The following is a 16024-nucleotide window of genomic DNA, read 5'->3' on the forward strand; positions in this document are numbered from 1 at the left end:
TCTCTTGTAACGATGAGACCTTCGCCAAAGCCTACTTCCTGAAGGTTCGGTTTGGATGCTCAGAAGCCCACTTCGGCATAATCCCTACACTGATTCGCACCGGCCATCAGCTCTCTGGAGTATTCGTTATGCGTACTCTCTTCGTCATTGCAAAGTTGTATAATATTGTATTACTGTATTTTTACAACATCTAAGGGTGAATGTCAATTGATAGTTAAAACAGATTAGGGAGTGAGTCCGTGCGGACATTACGTGAAAAGCTTGAGGATTATACGAATGAGTACCTGAAGCTGTATGATTTTTACGGGGTTATTCAAGTTACCCGGAAGGGCGAAGTACTCTTTGAGAAGGCCTGCGGCTATGCGAGTATTGAGTTTGGAATTAAAAATGATATGCATTCATGCTTCTCACTTGCTTCCATGTCTAAACAGTTTACGGCTTTTGCAGTTATGCTTCTATGTGACAGGCAGGTGCTGGATATCGATCAATCCGCACAGCTATATCTACCTGCAGATCTGAAAATTGATGAGTCTATTACCGTACATCATTTATTGTCACACACATCCGGTTTATATAATTTTTTTAATTTTGAGAATGATTTTTTCGGCGGATATAACAGAATGAATTACTCACAGACGGAGTACTTCCAGCAGTATATCAACAAGAAGCCCACAAAGCCGGCGGGTACAGAATATGATTATAATAACTCCAATTTCTGGAAGACAAAATCCAGATAGAAATCATAAACGGAAAATTATATTTCACGAGATTCTCCGGCAATTTTCATATTGAGCTCTATCCAGTAGGTGAGGGAGTATTTGTCCAAAGATATTATGACCAGACCCATCCCTACAGGATCGCAGAGAATGAGATGGGTGAGATGACTTTTTTCGGGCACACCAGGATTACTTCTTGATATTGACGCAGCGTCAAGTGATACGATAGCTATGAGATCTCAGAGAGGAGAGCGAAATGAACAGATCTGTTGCTATACAAGAAATGTCGGAGCAGCTGGGGCTGACGAGCCGTACGCTGCGCCACTGGGAAGCGGAAGGGTTATTCCAAAGCGATAGAGATGTTTCCTCCGGTTGGCGTGTGTACGACGAACATGCACTGGCATGTATTCGGATAACAGCGATGCTGCGGAAGATGGACATTCCGATCAAAGAAATAAAGACTGTCCTTATAGCGAAATCAATAGCCGGACTTAGTAAAGTCATAGAGAAGAAAGTGAACTCTCTTAAGAAGCAAAGAGAACAGGTAGGGCTTGTTGAGAAGCAGTTGACCCGGGTCCTGGAATACCTGGAGAGGCAGAATGAAGGAAATCTGGTCCTGGATGATATCCTTATGGAGACGGAGGCTGTATTTATGAGCAGTTTAACGGAACAGCATGTATTCAAAATCATTGACTTAGCACCCATGAGAGTCGCTTTTCATATTGTCGTGGACGTATCCCCCGAGGACAAAGTGATGGGGCCGCTGATGGATTGGCTGAGGTCAGCGAATCTGCTCGGCACGGCGCGTTTCTTCGGCGGGAACATGAAGCCTATGCCCGGCAGTGCCGGCAAACCTTATGGCTATGGAATGTGTGCGACCATTCCTGAGGGCGTTGTTGTGCCGGAGCCCTTTAAGGAAATGACGCTGCCCGGAGGATTATTTGCTATGCTGGAAAGCAGCGACGACATTGGCGGATCATGGAAGACACTGATGAATCAGTTATCACAAAGTAAGAAATACCGCTCTGACCGCGGACGGCTCTGCCTGGAAGAGCATATCCGTAATGATCATCCGGAAGGCAGCGGTAATCTGTATTATTTGAACCTGCTGGAGCCGGTGTTATTGAAATAAGTGTAAACGGCGGACTTCCTTAGTGAAGTTCCGCCTGTTTGCATTCAAGAATCTACATGCAATATATCATGGTGGAATGATGTATTTCATTGTAATGTTTGGAAGTGTATTTGAAGAGGAAATGGGGAGGGACATGGGAATAGAATTTAGGAAAATAAGTGAGTTCGGGCGGGGAACACTCTTTGAATTATTGAAAGATGCCTATGCCTTTAATTGCCGGTATGAGCAAAGCTGCCTTGCTGAATGGCGGGAATTTGACAACTTTTTCTTTGATAATCTGCAAATTGCCGAAAAATACGGATTCATCACAACGCTAAACGGTGAAGCCATCGGATTTGTTACCTGGGACCCGAGGAACCTGCCAGAGGTTGCGGAAATAGGCCACAACTGCATTGCTTCAGCACACAAAGGTAAAGGTTACAGTAAGATGCAGCTTCAAGAAGCAGTGAATAGAATCCTCCAAAAAGAAGTCCGTAAAATTATTGTAACAACGAATGATGATCTAATCCCTGCCCGGCGGATGTATGAGCGTATCGGATTCACCCTGGCGCGTAGAAGACCGAATAATCATATTGCCGGATTGGATGGCGAACACTTGGATTATGTATATTTTGTATAAAATCTGGAGGTACATAGGATGGAAGTGACATTAAGTAAAGCGGTAGTGGAAGATGCGGCGGCGATTCATGAAATGCAAACCCGGGCGTTCCTGCCCCTGCTCGAGAAATATCAGGATCATGATACGAACCCGGCCAATGAAACCTTAGAAAGAGTAATGGAGCGGTTCAATCAAGCATGTGTAGATTATTACATCATCCGGAATGCCGGTGTTGCGGCTGGTAGTATTAGAGTCGTGAAGAAAGGGGATAATCATTACTGGATCGGCACAACATTCATCTTGCCGGAATATCAGGGTCAAGGACTTGCCCAGCAAGTTTTCACCCAGATTGAGCGCATCTATGCTGACGCTAAGTCTTGGGGGCTGGCTACCATCGTGCAAGATGAAAGAAACTGCTACTTGTATGAGAAGCTGGGTTACAGAAGAACAGGTGAGACCAAAGAGATCAATGACAAGCTGACGTTGTGCTTTTATGAAAAAAAGCTTGTTTAAGGTTCACGTTAACGTTAAGAGATGAAGCTATAAAATGTTGTATTTATTGCAACTTTGATTCATAAGTAACTAAGTTTTCAAGGGATTGTTGTATGAAAATTTTCGATTAGGGACGTTTTAAGGAGGAGAATGTTGCATTTTGTGCAGGATTGTAAATCGTAAGAGACATAGACAAACGCTTGACAAGCGGATTAATAAAAAGTAAAGTGAGAATATAAATTATCTTAACTTAAAGATAATATTCAATCTAATATCTTAAAGTAAAGATATTATAAGCTGTACTAGTTGCTACTTAAAATTTATCAAAACAGGAGTGAATTCAAATGAACAAACAAACTATGGGCATTCATCATATCACCGCAATTGTCGGCCATCCGCAGGAAAATATGGATTTTTATGCAGGCGTATTGGGACTCCGGCTGGTTAAGCAAACCGTCAATTTCGACGATCCCGGAACGTATCACTTTTACTTCGGCAACAATGGTGGCAAGCCGGGGACCATTATCACCTTCTTCCCTTGGGCAGATGCGTATCAGGGTAAAATCGGCGGGGGTCAGGTCGGCGTTACTTCATATGTGATTCCGGTAGGGGCGATGGCTTTCTGGAGAGAAAGACTGACGAAGTTTAAGGTTGCTTTTACCGAAATGGAGCGGTTTGGCGAGCAGTACCTGGAATTCGATGATCCGCATGGTCTTCATCTCGAACTGGTGGAACGGGAGGCAGGAGAACGTAACGAATGGACCTTCGGCGGGGTAACACCAGAGGTTGCGATCAAGGGTTTCGGCGGTGCTACACTACTGTCCACGCATCCGGAACAAACGGCGGAGCTGCTGGAGAAGGTGATGGGACTTACATTCGTAGGACAAGAAGGCGATGTCGCCCGTTACCATTCTACTGCGGACATCGGAAATGTAGTTGAACTCAAGGTAACTGCGGTGCAGCGCGGCGAAATGGGTGTCGGCACCGTGCATCATATTGCCTGGAGAGCGAAGGATGATCAGGATCAGCTTGAATGGCAGGATTATGTGCATGATAATGGATATGGAGTAACGCCAGTTCAGGACCGGAATTACTTCAATGCCATCTATTTCAGAGAGCATGGGGAGATCCTGTTTGAGATTGCTACTGATCCTCCAGGCTTCGCCCATGATGAATCGCCGGAAACAATGGGTAGCCACCTGATGCTGCCGGAACAATATGAGCCGCATAGAGAACAGCTCGAACAGGTATTGCTGCCGTTCACAGTAAGAACACTTGACTAATTCAGCTTCAAATGAAGAGGAGGCACAATCATGATTTCAATTGATCCACTGCAGAATAGCGAGCGGGATAATTATAAGCTTCTCACCGGGAGCATTATCCCGCGGCCGATTGCTTTTGTCACGACGATGTCGGGGGAGGGGATCTTGAATGGTGCGCCGTTCAGCTACTTCAATATTGTTTCCTCCAACCCGCCGATGATCTCCATCTCGATTCAGCATGCTGCGGGCCAGTCCAAGGATACGGCACGGAATATTAAGCAGACGAAGGAGTTTGTCGTTCATATTGTGGATCAGCAGAATGTCGGGCAGGTAAATATCACCGCAGCGCCACTGCCTCCGGACCAGAGTGAAGTAGCTTTAGCGGGACTGACGCCTGTAGATAGCCTGCAGATTGCTGTTCCGGGGGTTAAAGAAGCGAAGGTGCGGATGGAATGTACACTTGAGCATTGCCTGGAGCTGCCTAATAATGACCTGATTATCGGCAGGATTGTACAGTTTCATATTGACGAGCAGATCTACGATATGGGGAGAATTGATGCGGTGAAATTAGGAGCGGTAAGCCGTCTGGCGGGGAATAATTATGCAGGGATTGGTGAGATTTACACCATAGAGCGTCCTGTTTAATAGCTGGGCTGGTAAGCAGGCGTCATAGGGTGTCTGTTATACTCAGTTTCTTATATCTGAACAACAAAAACCCTGGCGCAAGCGCCAGGGTTAATGATGTATCGGGAAGTATTGCATACAAAGAAGTAATATGTTAATGTTAAAGAACTGTTGATTTTTTTAATGAAAATAACGTAGGTTATGCATCTTACTTATATTTTAATTATAGCAAATGGACATCCGGTTTGTCAACCCGCCAGTTTGGGATTATTGCAGCGGGGAAGATAAGGAATATCATTCAAGAAAAGGGAGTGGTCGGGTGATGGAGAAGATAAGCAGCTGGGAGCAGGAACAGGAGTGGCTGGAGCAGGTAAAAGAAAAGCTGAAATTGGGGATTGCTAACCTGGAGCCGGAGGTTGGCCGGTTAAAGGAGCAGGCAACAGATATCCGCAAAAGATTCTGGGAAGAGGTAACGGTGAATACCAGCACCCAGGAAGACTTCGAGGAGAGCTTCTTTACCATAACTCAGCAGGATGCCGTCTTATCCGAGCGGGAACGCAGCCACGCGCGGAAGCTGCAGCAGTGGAAGAATATGAAGCGGCTGCTGCCGTCCCCCTATTTCGGGCGGATTGATTTTCATGAGGATGGCCAGAGTGCTGAAGAACAAGTCTATGTCGGTGTCTCCTCCTTCGTAGATACAGACGGGCTGAGCTTTGTGGTCTATGACTGGCGCACTCCGATTGCGAGCCTGTACTATGACTATCCGCCTGGAAAAGCAGCCTTCGACACACCGGGAGGACGGATCAGCGGAACCATGAGTCTGAAGCGGCAGTACCAGATCCGTAACGGCCAGCTTCAGCATCTGTTCGATGCGAATGTAACGATCGGCGACGAATTGCTGCAGCAGGTGCTCGGCAAGGGTGCGGATGCCCAAATGAAAAGTATCGTGGCAACCATCCAGGCGGAACAGAACGCGATCATTCGCAACGATAACAGCCAGATGCTCATTGTGCAGGGAGCGGCCGGCAGCGGCAAAACATCAGCAGCGCTGCAGCGTGTAGCTTACCTGCTGTATAAACACCGAGAGCGGCTCTCGGCGGATCAGATCGTGCTGTTCTCCCCTAACCCGATGTTCAACAGCTATGTGTCTACTGTTCTCCCCGAACTGGGTGAAGAGAATATGCAGCAGACGACCTTTCAGGAATATCTGGAAACTTGGCTAAGTCCGGAATTCCGGCTTGAAGATCCGTTTGATCAGATTGAATATGTATTGACCGGGGAACAGGACAGGGGTTATGGCTCCCGTCTTCAGGCCATTGAGTATAAGGCATCGGAAGCCTTCCTACGGGCACTTCAGGGCTATTCGCTGTGGCTGAAGCAAGAGGGCATGCGGTTTAACGACATCTGTTTCGGGGACCGCGTGCTGATCTCAGGAGAGCAGATCAAGACCAGGCTGTATAGCTATGATCCTTCGATTCGTCTGCCGAACCGCGTCACCCTGGTGCAGAAATGGCTGCTGGAAGAGCTGTCCAGACTGCAAAAGGAGGAGCAGGGAGCGTCCTGGGTACAGGAGGAGATGAATTACCTCGATAATGAGCAATACGCTAAGGTATACGGCATGCTGCACAGAGAGAAGGGGGTGTTTGGCTTTGCTGAGAAATACCTCCGGCTTCAGGAAATGCTGGTGCACAAACGTGAGCTGGATGAGAGTGATTTTGATTATGCCGAACGGGAGGAAGAGCTGCTGGGCCAGATGATCGTGAAGGAGCAGTTCAGACCTCTGAGACGGGGAATCAAGCGGTTCACATTTATCGACATGAGCGGATTATACTGCCAGCTCTTCACTGATGAACAGGCCTACAGGGAAATGACAGGTGAAGCGGAGATGCCGGAGCTTTGGCCGGAGATCTGTGCGCAGACTAAGGATAAGCTGAGCGGGCAGGAACTCTTTTATGAAGATGCGACACCCTATTTGTATTTAAAAGAGCTGATCGAAGGCGTCCGGACGAATACGCAGGTGCGGCATATTTTCGTTGATGAGGGCCAGGACTATTCCATGTTCCAGTATGAGTTTCTCAAAAAGCTGTTTCCCCGCGCCCGTATGACGGTCCTTGGTGATTTCGGCCAGGCGATCTTCACACAGGCGACGAATCTGTCAGGTGAGAGTTCACCGCTGGTTCAGCTATATGGAGCGGCGGAGACTACGCAGTACCAGCTGGTGCGCAGCTACCGCTCGACGTTTGAGATCGTGGAGTTCACGAAGCCGCTGTTGCCCGGCGGTGAGTCGATTGTCCCTTTTGAGCGGAGAGGCAGACAGCCTGTTCTAACTAAGCTGGAGAGCCATGAGACGAAGGCCGAACACATAGTGAAAGATCTTGCCACGCTTCACGCGGAAGGGTACACTTCAATTGCCGTGATTACGAAGACTGCGGCTGAGAGTATAGAAGCTTATAATTTGTTGACCGCCGGAGGTGCCGCTGAGCTGCGGCTGATCACGAAGAACACGCCTACTTTTGAGAAAGGGGTACAGGTGATTCCTGCTTATCTGGCCAAAGGCGTAGAGTTCGACGCTGTGCTGATCTACGATGCTTCCCCGCAGACGTATCAGAGGGAGAGCGAGCGGAAGCTTTTCTATACCGCATGTACAAGGGCGATGCATGTGCTTCAGCTGTACACGACAGGGGAATGGACGCCTTTCATCCGGGAAGTAGACCCGGCATTGTATGAACTGGCGGAGCACTAAGCACAGGTTATACCCTGAGATTTCTTGAAAGGAGTGGATGCATGCTTATTTCCAGTCATTTGAACAAGTATAGACAGACGATTCTTGAGCTCCCGGAAGATAAAAAGCTGTCTAAAGCGGAACTGCTGGCCAGTGATCTGCTCATGAAGCGCAGCGGCCTGCTTGAAATGTATTACGCTCCACACAACGAGTATGTCAATCCTGCTGCCAAAGTAGTGATTATCGGAATTACGCCCGGATGGACACAATTGAGGATAGCGCTGCAGGCAGCCAAAGCCGGTCTTAAAGCTGGACTCTCCGATGAGGCAGTGTGCAGGCTGGCGAAAGAAGCGGCCGGCTTCGCCGGCACCATGAGAACCCATTTAACTGACATGCTGGACGCGCTTGAACTGCATCGATATCTGGGTGCCGAATCTTGCGGGGATTTGTTTCAGGATCAGCATGAGCTGCTGCATACCACTTCTCTGCTGCGGTTTCCGGTTTTTGTAGCGGGGAATAATTATAACGGAACCCATCCCCATCTGTTGACCAACCCTTTTCTGAACCAGACTGCTTTGCGCTCATTGCAAGATGAACTCAGTCTCATGAATCAGCCGATAATCATACCTCTGGGCAAAAATGTAGAGCAGGTGCTTCAGCAGCTTGCGGCGGACGGGGTGCTGGATGCACGAGATTGTCTGTGGGGATTCCCTCATCCTTCCGGCGCCAATGGACATCGACATAAGCAGTTTGCCAGCCATCAGGAGTCCATGCGAAATAAGATACGTGCGCTTAGCGGTAAATGAATAACGCTCTGAATACCATATGATAAAGAAAATATGAACAGTAACCGACCGGCTGCGCTGCAGCTGGTTTTTTGGTATTTAGTAAATTATGATTTTCGTTTGTTGTGGATGAATCCTGCTGAATCTCCTGGATTTCCCCAGACGGGCCAAAGGAGGAAATGAGGAGCATTAGCAAGTAGCCGAAGTACTGCAAAGCGAAGATCCGCAAATGAATTTGCGGACGGTCAGGTACTACACACAGATTGGTATGCTTCCACCGCTCGAGCTGGTTGGCAACAAGCGGGCGTATACGGATAAGCATCTGCATTATTTACGCGCCATTCTGGTATTGTCCAAGGGCGGCGACACACTCTCCTCGGCTCAAGAGAAATTAGCGGATCTGGCGATGGATGAAGTGATTAAGATTGGTGAGAACCTGCGTTTGTATCAGTCAGACCAGATGATCCGAAACGAAATGTTTGTTGTCAATGAAGATGTGATTCTCTCGGTGAGTCCGCGTATCCCGCCAGCATTGAAAGATAAGATGATCGAAACCGTCACCCGGTTACTTAAGGAGGAGGGACACTCATGATACAAGTCCGCTACGCTAAATCTGCAATTGAAAATGAAGAAGGCATGAATCATCTCTGGCTTCAGATTACTCCGCTGGGTTCAGTCCAGAATGCCCGGGTGCAGATTACTCTGCCGGCAGGACTTCACCGGATGCGTAATCTAAATGGTGCCGACGAGGACAACGCAGGGGTGATATCGGTTCTTGATCCGCTGGCTGTAGCGGATCTGTTCCTCGAAATTTTTACACTGGAGCCAATCCCCTGCGGGATGCACTATATTACTGTTGAACTGTCATACAAAGACTGTGTAGGATCGGTCACCAGTATCAGGCAGGAGATTCCGCTTATTGTCGTACCCGAAGAAGAGTCCGGGGATATTGATACCGATGAGGAAGTGGTGCGAAGAATTAAAGAACTGCAGCTTCTGCCTGGCAGTGGTGGGATGAAGGAGGATAACGAATACCTCCCGGTTAAGCTGATCAGGATGGACTCCAGTACTGTATCCGAATGGGAGAAGAAGTACCGCGTTGAAGGGGCAATTGAATAGTATATTAGTTTTTTAGAGAATCCTGCTCATCATGGGTTAGAAAAGAAGAGCCAGCGGACAAATGACCGCTGGCTAGAAAACCAATTCACCCGTTAGGGTGATTAGAACGAACTGGATAAGCTCAGAGGGGAGGGGAAGCGGAATTAGTTGGATTTCCTCCACTTGCTGATGAACGAATGGTAGCATCTATACCAACAGTTGGAAAAACAACACTTAAATTTGCCCAATTCATCGACAGTAGCAAAAACGAACTAGATTAGATGCTGTTTTTCCACTTGCTTCCGTATATCCCGCGGAACTGGGCTAATTAAGATACCTTTATCCACTTGTTTGCCGCTAAAGAGGTAATTCGGGGGTAAAAGTGCACCTGATTCTGGTGGAAGTGGGCTGTTGCAGCCGTTGGGAGCTCTTCAGCTTCCTACCGCCCGTTGGCTGTATCTCCTCATTGACCCACCTTGGTGTTAGGAGATGAGAGGTTATGTTTCGGCTGTTAAACCAGCTTGCTGCTATTAAGCAGCAACTCAAGGATTCATGCTGTTCCACAGCGCCTGGAAAGCACCGGATTCGACTTCGAAGAATACCGGAGCATTGCCGTAGCGTACCAGTCCCTGGCCGAATAGGGTCAGCTCCACCCGGGCCTTGTCATCCAGCTGCAGGTAGATGATCTTGCGGTCTTCACTGTCATAGATGCCTTGCTCCGTCAGCGGCTCTGCTGCCAGTGGTTTGGCGGCATTAAGCGCGCTCAGGAAGCCATCCAGCGCGGCACCCTCCGGCAGCGGCAGGTACTGCTGCTGGCCGTTGTTCCAGCTGCTGAAGCTCTCCCACTGGGCGGAGGCAATGCGGCCTTCCAGATTCAGCTTGCCGAACAGATCAGCGCCGCTGCTTATTGTAATGCCATTCGTGTGTTCATACAGCTCCGCATATACCTGGCCATCAATCTCCGTATAGGACATCACCAGGAACCCGGAATCGTAACCCTTCACAGTGTAGATATCCGCTTCGCCAATATTGGAGGCCAGCTCGATATAGTCATCCTTGCCGCTCCATTCATCGATGCCGCCTGTCGTCCGGCCCAGCTTCTCGCCGAGCAGTGCGGGGGCATCGGCCGCATCGATACGGGTCGCCGCTTGCGTATAGATATTGCCCTTATATACGACAAGGGCGATCATATCTGCTGAAACACCGGAGCTTTTATCCGGCAGCTCTATCTTGGGAATGACGATACCTGCCGAGGTACCCGCAGCGGGCGTGCCCGGATCTACCTGAGCCACTTGACCCGGGGAGGCTGTTCCATTCAGCTGCTGCATAATGCTTGGTCCGGCCAAGCCGATTCCGGCGGCGAGCAGCACACTTGCTGCCACATAGACTATTTTACGCGGACGGCGTTTCTGCTCCATTTTATCGACTAATCCTTGTTTCATTGTTTGACTGGATTTCATTGAATTCACCGCTTTCTTATAGTTTGTACGAAATTCTTCTTCCTTCACTCCGGTTCCGCTCCTTCCAGCTCCAGTTTTAACAGCTGACGTCCCCGCTGAAGTCTCATCTTCACGGCAGACTCGCTGATTTGCAGAATCCTGCTGATTTCCTGGATGGGGTAATCCTCGTAATAATACAGGTGAATCACCGTTTTATACTTTACCGGCATCGCCAGCACAAGCTGCAGGATCGCCATATCCTCGGGAGTGTTGGCCGCGACCGGCTCAGTGCCCTCCAGCTTGACTTCGCGCTTGCGCCAGCCCCTGCCCAGCAGATTTTTACAATGATTGGTGATTACCCGGATCAGCCATGCCTTCTGATGTTCGTCATCCTTAAATGCGGGAGCTTTCTCCATCAGCTTAATGAAGGTATCCTGAGTGGCTTCTTCGGCATCCTGGCGGCTGCCCAGATGGATCAGGGCAATCCGGAACAGCATATCTGAGTAGACCTCGTAACTTTGTATCACATGATTGCCCGGCCGGGTCATGGGTTGCTGCATGAGGTTATGCCCTCCTTTACCTATAACACCCTTAAGGACGGTATTTGGTCACATTTTGTTTCCGGTTATTTTATTTGTGCTGCATTCCTGTTGCCTGGCATACGAAAAAACAGGGGAGGAGGAAGTCCTGAGACTTCCTCCTCCCCTGTGACAGAGGTCATATGAAGCGACTACATATTTCGGTCACTTATCTGCTCCAACCATGCTACGGTTATTCGGGGGTTCCTTGGGTCACCCCGTGCACATAAGTCTGCCATGGGGAATCCAGTGCCCCCTGACCCGGGTTGTACGTGAAGAAGTATTCCACGGTATCACCCTGCTGAAGGTTATTTACCGCGTAGGTGTAGTTGCCGTTGCCCGCGGAGGTCATTGCGACGTTCTGCTGTCCGCCGTTGTTAATTTTGTAATGCAGGTCGGCGAAGGTTGCGCCGTTCACATAGAACAGCAGGTTATTGCCTGTTTTTTTCAGGCCGCGCACCTGATCGCCGATCACAATGACCGCCGGAGGAGGGGACACAACCGTAATCGTGCTGGAGGCGGTTTTGTTGCCGTCTGCCGTTGTTGCCGTAACAGTTGCGGTACCCGGTGCAAGACCGGTTACGAGACCATTCTGGTTCACGGAGGCGGTACTGCTGTTGGATACGGTCCAGGCAACCTGTTGGTTAGTTGCACCAGACGGTGCCACATTGGCGGTCAGCTGGACGCTCTGTCCGGCCTGCACCTGGGCGGTGGAAGGGGTTACGGTGACACCACTAACCGGAACGTTGCCGGGATTGCCCGGATTCCCGCCGCCGCTGCCTTCCTTGTAGACCCGTACATAATCTACCTGCATCGTTGCCGGGATATCAGACGGAGCGGGGGAGAGCCCGCCGTCAAAATGTCCGCCGACCGCCAGATTCATAATCAGATAGAAGGGCTGGTCGAAGGGGGCATTTGGATTGTTCGGTGCCGCTACGGAATACCATTGCTCTCTGTTGACCTTGAAGAAGAATTTACCGTCCACATACCATTTCACATTGTCTTCTTCCCAGACGATGGAATAGACGTGATAATCGTTCGCGAAGGTCTGCCCCTCAGAGAAGTGATATTCACCGGAAATATACCGGTTCACAGGCCATTGTCCACCGAAATGTACGGCGCCGCTGGTCGTGCCGGGAAGCCGTCCCTTGGCTTCCATAATATCGATTTCACCGGATGCGGCCCATGCCCCGTAAGCAGCATCTTCCGGAAGCATCCACAGTGCAGGCCAGATCCCATTGCCTGTAGGCAGCTTAGCCCGAATGTCCACCCGGCCGTACTGGAAGGACAGATGATCCTTGGTGTTGATTTTGCCGGAGGAATACTGCGCATACCGGCTCGGGTCCTGCGGGAAGGACTTTGGCTCATTAATGGCCTTGATATTCAGCTGTCCGTTCTGGAGAAATACATTCTGGGTACTGTTCGTATAATGCTGCAGCTCGGCATTGCCCCAGCCCCAGCTATTGGGATCACTCGTGATATAGTACCCCTGCTCATAATTCCATTTGCCGGTGTCGAGCGCTGTCCCGCTGAACTCATCCTGCCAGAGGAGGTTCATACCTGCTACGGCAGGGTCCGAAGGTGTTCCGAGCGTAATATCTTCCTGGTCGCTTTCATCGGGACGCGGGGCATTGGGATTACCGGTGAAGGTGTAATAGACATAATTGCTGCCGACATTTCCGCCTTGCTGCCCGTTCAGCGGATACCCGATGCGGATTTCCATATTCACCTGGATCGGCTGGAACCACAGGCCATAGATGTAATCGGCCCAGTAGCCCCACTGGTTGGCAGCGGACATATTATTATAGCCGTTGCCGGCATAGACGAATCCGCTCTGTCCGGAATTGCTCAGATCCACCCACTGGCCGCCCGCTTTGATCTGATAGACGAATTTGCCAAGCTCGCTGCCAACCGGTGCGCCTCCGTCTATTTTAGGAAGGGGGAAGCCGATGGAGCCGTTGTTATCCGCTGTGTAAGCTGTGCCGTCGTAAGCAGTCAGTACGTACGAATTTCTAACAGGTGTATTAAAGGTGATGGTATAGATGAGATTCGCGGAAGAGGTCTTGGAGGCCAGTTTGACATTCATGGATTCAGTAACGGTAAACCAATAGCCTCCGCCACCATCGGTGAACTGGCCGAAGTTGCTGTCATAAATCCAGCCGCTGGCTGCGTTATTATCAATATCAATCCAGGTGCTACTGTTAACAGGTTTCACGTACACCTTCAGATCATCCGCCACGGCTTCATAAGTTAAGGCCGGATCATTGTTGAAGGTAGGGTAGGTAAAGCCTGCGCTGCCTGTAAAGCCTGCTGTAATCTGCGGCCCTTGTGTAGGCGCCATAGCCGAGATGGTTGTTGTGTTCAGGTTCTGAAAGGCCAGTGTGTAATTAAGTGTGACCGCGCTATTAGCCTTGGAGTAGAGCTGGATCTCGGTTGTTGCGGAGAGCGTGAACCAGTAGCCGTTCATCCCGCCGTCACTCCAGTGCCCCCAGTTCTGGTTGTAGACATAGCCGCCTGCGCTGTCGATGTCTATCCAGTTGCCGCTTACTTTCACTTTGACGCCCACATCGTCCGATACATCACTCCAGGTGGCGGAGCCGCCGTTGAACACTGGCATTACGAAACCGTAGCTCGCTTGTCCAACCCCTGATTTGGAGATAACTGGACCGTCTGCCGCTGAAAAATAGGTCATGGAGCTAACAGTGACACCTGCTGCTGCTGCAGTCTGAATTCTCGAAGCAGGCCACAGGCCGATGCCGGCCAGCATCACTAAGCTCAGGAACAAACATAATACCTTCTGTTTAAATCCGATATCCGTTAGGTGAAGTCGCTTCATACTTGCCCTCCTTTAATTAAATGGTAGTGAAGGTAACCGCTTACATGTGAGAGAACATCTTTATTCTATCGAAACTAATATCGCGCTAAAAGGGACAATACTTTTTGTTATGACCCAATTTTTTGGCTTTTGCTCACAAGGACTTCATCTGGCAGCGTTTCCCTTGGTCTATAGCACGTTATCCTGGTAATCGCCCTCTCTGCCATGCCTGCGGCGGATCAGCTGCCGGTATTCCGTGGGTTGCATATGCATCACATCCCGGAAGGCCCGTGTGAAGCTTTTGTAGCTTTCATATCCGACCATGGAGGCAATCTCGACGATCTTATGGTCCGTTTCTGCAAGCAGACGCCGGGCTTTATCCAGACGCACATCACGCAGGTATTCGGCGAAGCCTTTGCCGATATTCTTCTTGAACTGGTTGGAGAAATAAGCGTAATTCAGCGACACATGGTTGGACACCATCGCGAGATCCAGCGGCTTGTGGTAATTCTCGTGGATGAAACGGATAGCTTCGTTCAAGTCCTGAGAGTTGCGGTAGCTGCATTTGTATTCATAATAAAATTGGTTCAGCCGGAGCAGCTGCTGCTGCAGCGCCTGAATATAATCGCGGATGCCCGGATAGTCGAACAGGTTGCGCAGAGAGTCTAAGTCCAGCGCTTCTTCTCCCATGTACGGGCGGATTACACGCTCATATTCCTCCATCATCTGGACTACGGCCCGGCATAGCTGCTGTGTATATCGAATGTGATACCGCTGCAGTACATCCTTATGGAATAGGCCGGAGATTCCTTGCGTAATTCTGCCACCATTCTTAGTGCCGGTTAACTGGAACAGGGCATACAGCTCCTCATAGGGGAGCTCCCACTGCTGCTCCAGCCGCTCAATATGCGCGGGCAGGAGGCAACGTTTATCTGGAAACAGGAAGCTATGGCGGTACAGCTCCAATGCCAGCGTATAGCTGCCCGGAAGCTCCCTTAATCCCTGTTGCGGGCGGGTCATTGCGGTAATGGCCTCAATCTGCTCGGTTTGGAGCGCAGCAGGGAAGACCCCCGGATCTATGGCTGCATCAACCGCCAGGATCAGGTGGGGGCGGTGCTGAAGACAGATACAACCCTGTCTGCCATATACGCGGTAAGCAATAGATTCTATGCTATGGCTGCTGCTGGCACCCGGCTGGTTAATCCACAGCTCCTCGCGCAGAATGCAGAGCCGGTAGCTGCGCCATAGCTCTGCATTCTGCTGCTCAGTCGTGTTAATCCACGTTTCATCACCCGCCGCGCCTAGCATATACATGCGCAGCTCCTTACGGTCAGACTCCATGGCGCGGCGGGACAACTGCTCGAGATTACGCGAGAGCGACATTCGTGTCTGAATTTCCTGCCAGACATGCTCCACCGAGGACTGCAAATCCTCCCGCTTCACAGGCTTGAGCAGATAACCCTTAGCCCCAAGCTCAATGGCCTTCTGGGCATAGGCGAAATCGCTGTAGCCGCTAATAATCAGATAATCAACCTTAATACATTCCTCTTTGGTCTGAGCCATGAGCTCCAGGCCATCCATATCAGGCATCCGGATATCGGTAATCACGAGCTGGATGCTGTGCTGACGCAATAGCTCCAGTGCCTCAATTCCGCTCACAGCGCTGTATATATGGTCAAGCTGCAGAGGGAATTGGCGCAGCATAGCCTGCAGGCCGTCACGGATCTGCTTTTGATCATCCACAACCAGAATATTGATCATGC

At 50.0% G+C, this 16024-nt stretch carries 14 protein-coding genes and 1 other annotated feature (1 of these 15 running past the window's edge); of the genes, 10 read left to right on the plus strand and 4 right to left on the minus strand.

The window, feature by feature from the left end; all coding sequences use genetic code 11:
- Positions 1 to 157, minus strand: a binding site (T-box leader) (it extends 102 nt beyond the left edge of the window).
- 82 nt (positions 158 to 239) lie between these two features.
- From R50912_RS13010 to R50912_RS13055, 10 genes are all read left to right on the plus strand, one after another.
- Complete coding sequence (locus tag R50912_RS13010; protein WP_042235340.1) at positions 240 to 737, plus strand: serine hydrolase domain-containing protein; 498 nt, start codon at positions 240 to 242, stop codon at positions 735 to 737.
- 235 nt (positions 738 to 972) lie between these two features.
- Positions 973 to 1848 (plus strand): MerR family transcriptional regulator, encoded by an 876-nt coding sequence (locus tag R50912_RS13015; protein WP_042235342.1) that lies wholly within the window; start codon positions 973 to 975, stop codon positions 1846 to 1848.
- Positions 1849 to 1870: 22 nt separating this feature from the next.
- Positions 1871 to 2467 carry a GNAT family N-acetyltransferase gene (locus tag R50912_RS13020; protein WP_197073080.1) on the plus strand — a complete coding sequence of 199 codons (597 nt, stop codon included), beginning with the start codon at positions 1871 to 1873 and terminating at the stop codon, positions 2465 to 2467.
- A gap of 18 nt (positions 2468 to 2485) precedes the next feature.
- Complete coding sequence (locus tag R50912_RS13025) at positions 2486 to 2959, plus strand: GNAT family N-acetyltransferase (RefSeq protein WP_042235343.1); 474 nt, start codon at positions 2486 to 2488, stop codon at positions 2957 to 2959.
- A 323-nt stretch (positions 2960 to 3282) separates the two neighbouring features.
- Entirely contained in the window at positions 3283 to 4221 is a 939-nt protein-coding gene (locus R50912_RS13030) for a ring-cleaving dioxygenase (RefSeq protein ID WP_042235345.1), read from the plus strand.
- A 30-nt stretch (positions 4222 to 4251) separates the two neighbouring features.
- Entirely contained in the window at positions 4252 to 4845 is a 594-nt protein-coding gene (locus R50912_RS13035) for a flavin reductase family protein (RefSeq protein ID WP_042235346.1), read from the plus strand.
- 301 nt (positions 4846 to 5146) lie between these two features.
- Positions 5147 to 7567: an RNA polymerase recycling motor HelD gene (helD, locus tag R50912_RS13040; protein ID WP_042235349.1), complete on the plus strand. Its 2421-nt coding sequence runs from the start codon at positions 5147 to 5149 to the stop codon at positions 7565 to 7567.
- 41 nt (positions 7568 to 7608) lie between these two features.
- Positions 7609 to 8352, plus strand: coding sequence for a uracil-DNA glycosylase family protein (locus R50912_RS13045; protein WP_042235350.1), 744 nt, complete (start codon positions 7609 to 7611; stop codon positions 8350 to 8352).
- 208 nt (positions 8353 to 8560) lie between these two features.
- On the plus strand, positions 8561 to 8923 hold the full coding sequence (locus R50912_RS13050) for a MerR family transcriptional regulator (protein ID WP_042235351.1): 363 nt from the start codon (positions 8561 to 8563) through the stop codon (positions 8921 to 8923).
- Positions 8920 to 9450: a hypothetical protein gene (locus R50912_RS13055; protein ID WP_042235352.1), complete on the plus strand. Its 531-nt coding sequence runs from the start codon at positions 8920 to 8922 to the stop codon at positions 9448 to 9450. Before R50912_RS13050 ends, R50912_RS13055 begins: the two co-directional genes overlap by 4 nt.
- A gap of 521 nt (positions 9451 to 9971) precedes the next feature.
- Here the strand turns inward: R50912_RS13055 and R50912_RS13060 are convergent.
- The 4 genes from R50912_RS13060 to R50912_RS13075 form a co-directional block, all read right to left on the minus strand.
- Positions 9972 to 10937 carry a hypothetical protein gene (locus R50912_RS13060; protein ID WP_052416278.1) on the minus strand — a complete coding sequence of 322 codons (966 nt, stop codon included), beginning with the start codon at positions 10935 to 10937 and terminating at the stop codon, positions 9972 to 9974.
- The gene (locus R50912_RS13065; RefSeq protein ID WP_042235353.1) at positions 10934 to 11428 is read right to left on the minus strand and encodes an RNA polymerase sigma factor; all 495 of its coding nucleotides are present in this window, start codon (positions 11426 to 11428) and stop codon (positions 10934 to 10936) included. The genes R50912_RS13060 and R50912_RS13065 overlap by 4 nt, the downstream gene beginning before the upstream one ends.
- Positions 11429 to 11639: 211 nt before the next feature.
- Positions 11640 to 14282, minus strand: coding sequence for a family 16 glycosylhydrolase (locus R50912_RS13070; RefSeq protein ID WP_042235354.1), 2643 nt, complete (start codon positions 14280 to 14282; stop codon positions 11640 to 11642).
- A 168-nt stretch (positions 14283 to 14450) separates the two neighbouring features.
- Positions 14451 to 16022: a response regulator gene (locus tag R50912_RS13075; RefSeq protein ID WP_042235356.1), complete on the minus strand. Its 1572-nt coding sequence runs from the start codon at positions 16020 to 16022 to the stop codon at positions 14451 to 14453.
- Between the last annotated feature and the right edge of the window lie 2 nt (positions 16023 to 16024).

Origin of the sequence: Paenibacillus sp. FSL R5-0912 (assembly GCF_000758605.1) — a bacterium.
Lineage (GTDB): Bacteria > Bacillota > Bacilli > Paenibacillales > Paenibacillaceae > Paenibacillus_AQ.

Coding starts and splice junctions, on each gene's coding strand:
- R50912_RS13055 (WP_042235352.1), top strand. CDS start 8,920: ATGATACAAGTCCGCTACGCTAAATCTGCAATTGAAAATGAAGAAGGC.
- R50912_RS13030 (WP_042235345.1), top strand. CDS start 3,283: ATGAACAAACAAACTATGGGCATTCATCATATCACCGCAATTGTCGGC.
- R50912_RS13065 (WP_042235353.1), bottom strand. CDS start 11,428: ATGCAGCAACCCATGACCCGGCCGGGCAATCATGTGATACAAAGTTAC.
- R50912_RS13050 (WP_042235351.1), top strand. CDS start 8,561: ATGAATTTGCGGACGGTCAGGTACTACACACAGATTGGTATGCTTCCA.
- R50912_RS13035 (WP_042235346.1), top strand. CDS start 4,252: ATGATTTCAATTGATCCACTGCAGAATAGCGAGCGGGATAATTATAAG.
- R50912_RS13025 (WP_042235343.1), top strand. CDS start 2,486: ATGGAAGTGACATTAAGTAAAGCGGTAGTGGAAGATGCGGCGGCGATT.
- helD (WP_042235349.1), top strand. CDS start 5,147: ATGGAGAAGATAAGCAGCTGGGAGCAGGAACAGGAGTGGCTGGAGCAG.
- R50912_RS13070 (WP_042235354.1), bottom strand. CDS start 14,282: ATGAAGCGACTTCACCTAACGGATATCGGATTTAAACAGAAGGTATTA.
- R50912_RS13045 (WP_042235350.1), top strand. CDS start 7,609: ATGCTTATTTCCAGTCATTTGAACAAGTATAGACAGACGATTCTTGAG.
- R50912_RS13015 (WP_042235342.1), top strand. CDS start 973: ATGAACAGATCTGTTGCTATACAAGAAATGTCGGAGCAGCTGGGGCTG.
- R50912_RS13075 (WP_042235356.1), bottom strand. CDS start 16,022: ATGATCAATATTCTGGTTGTGGATGATCAAAAGCAGATCCGTGACGGC.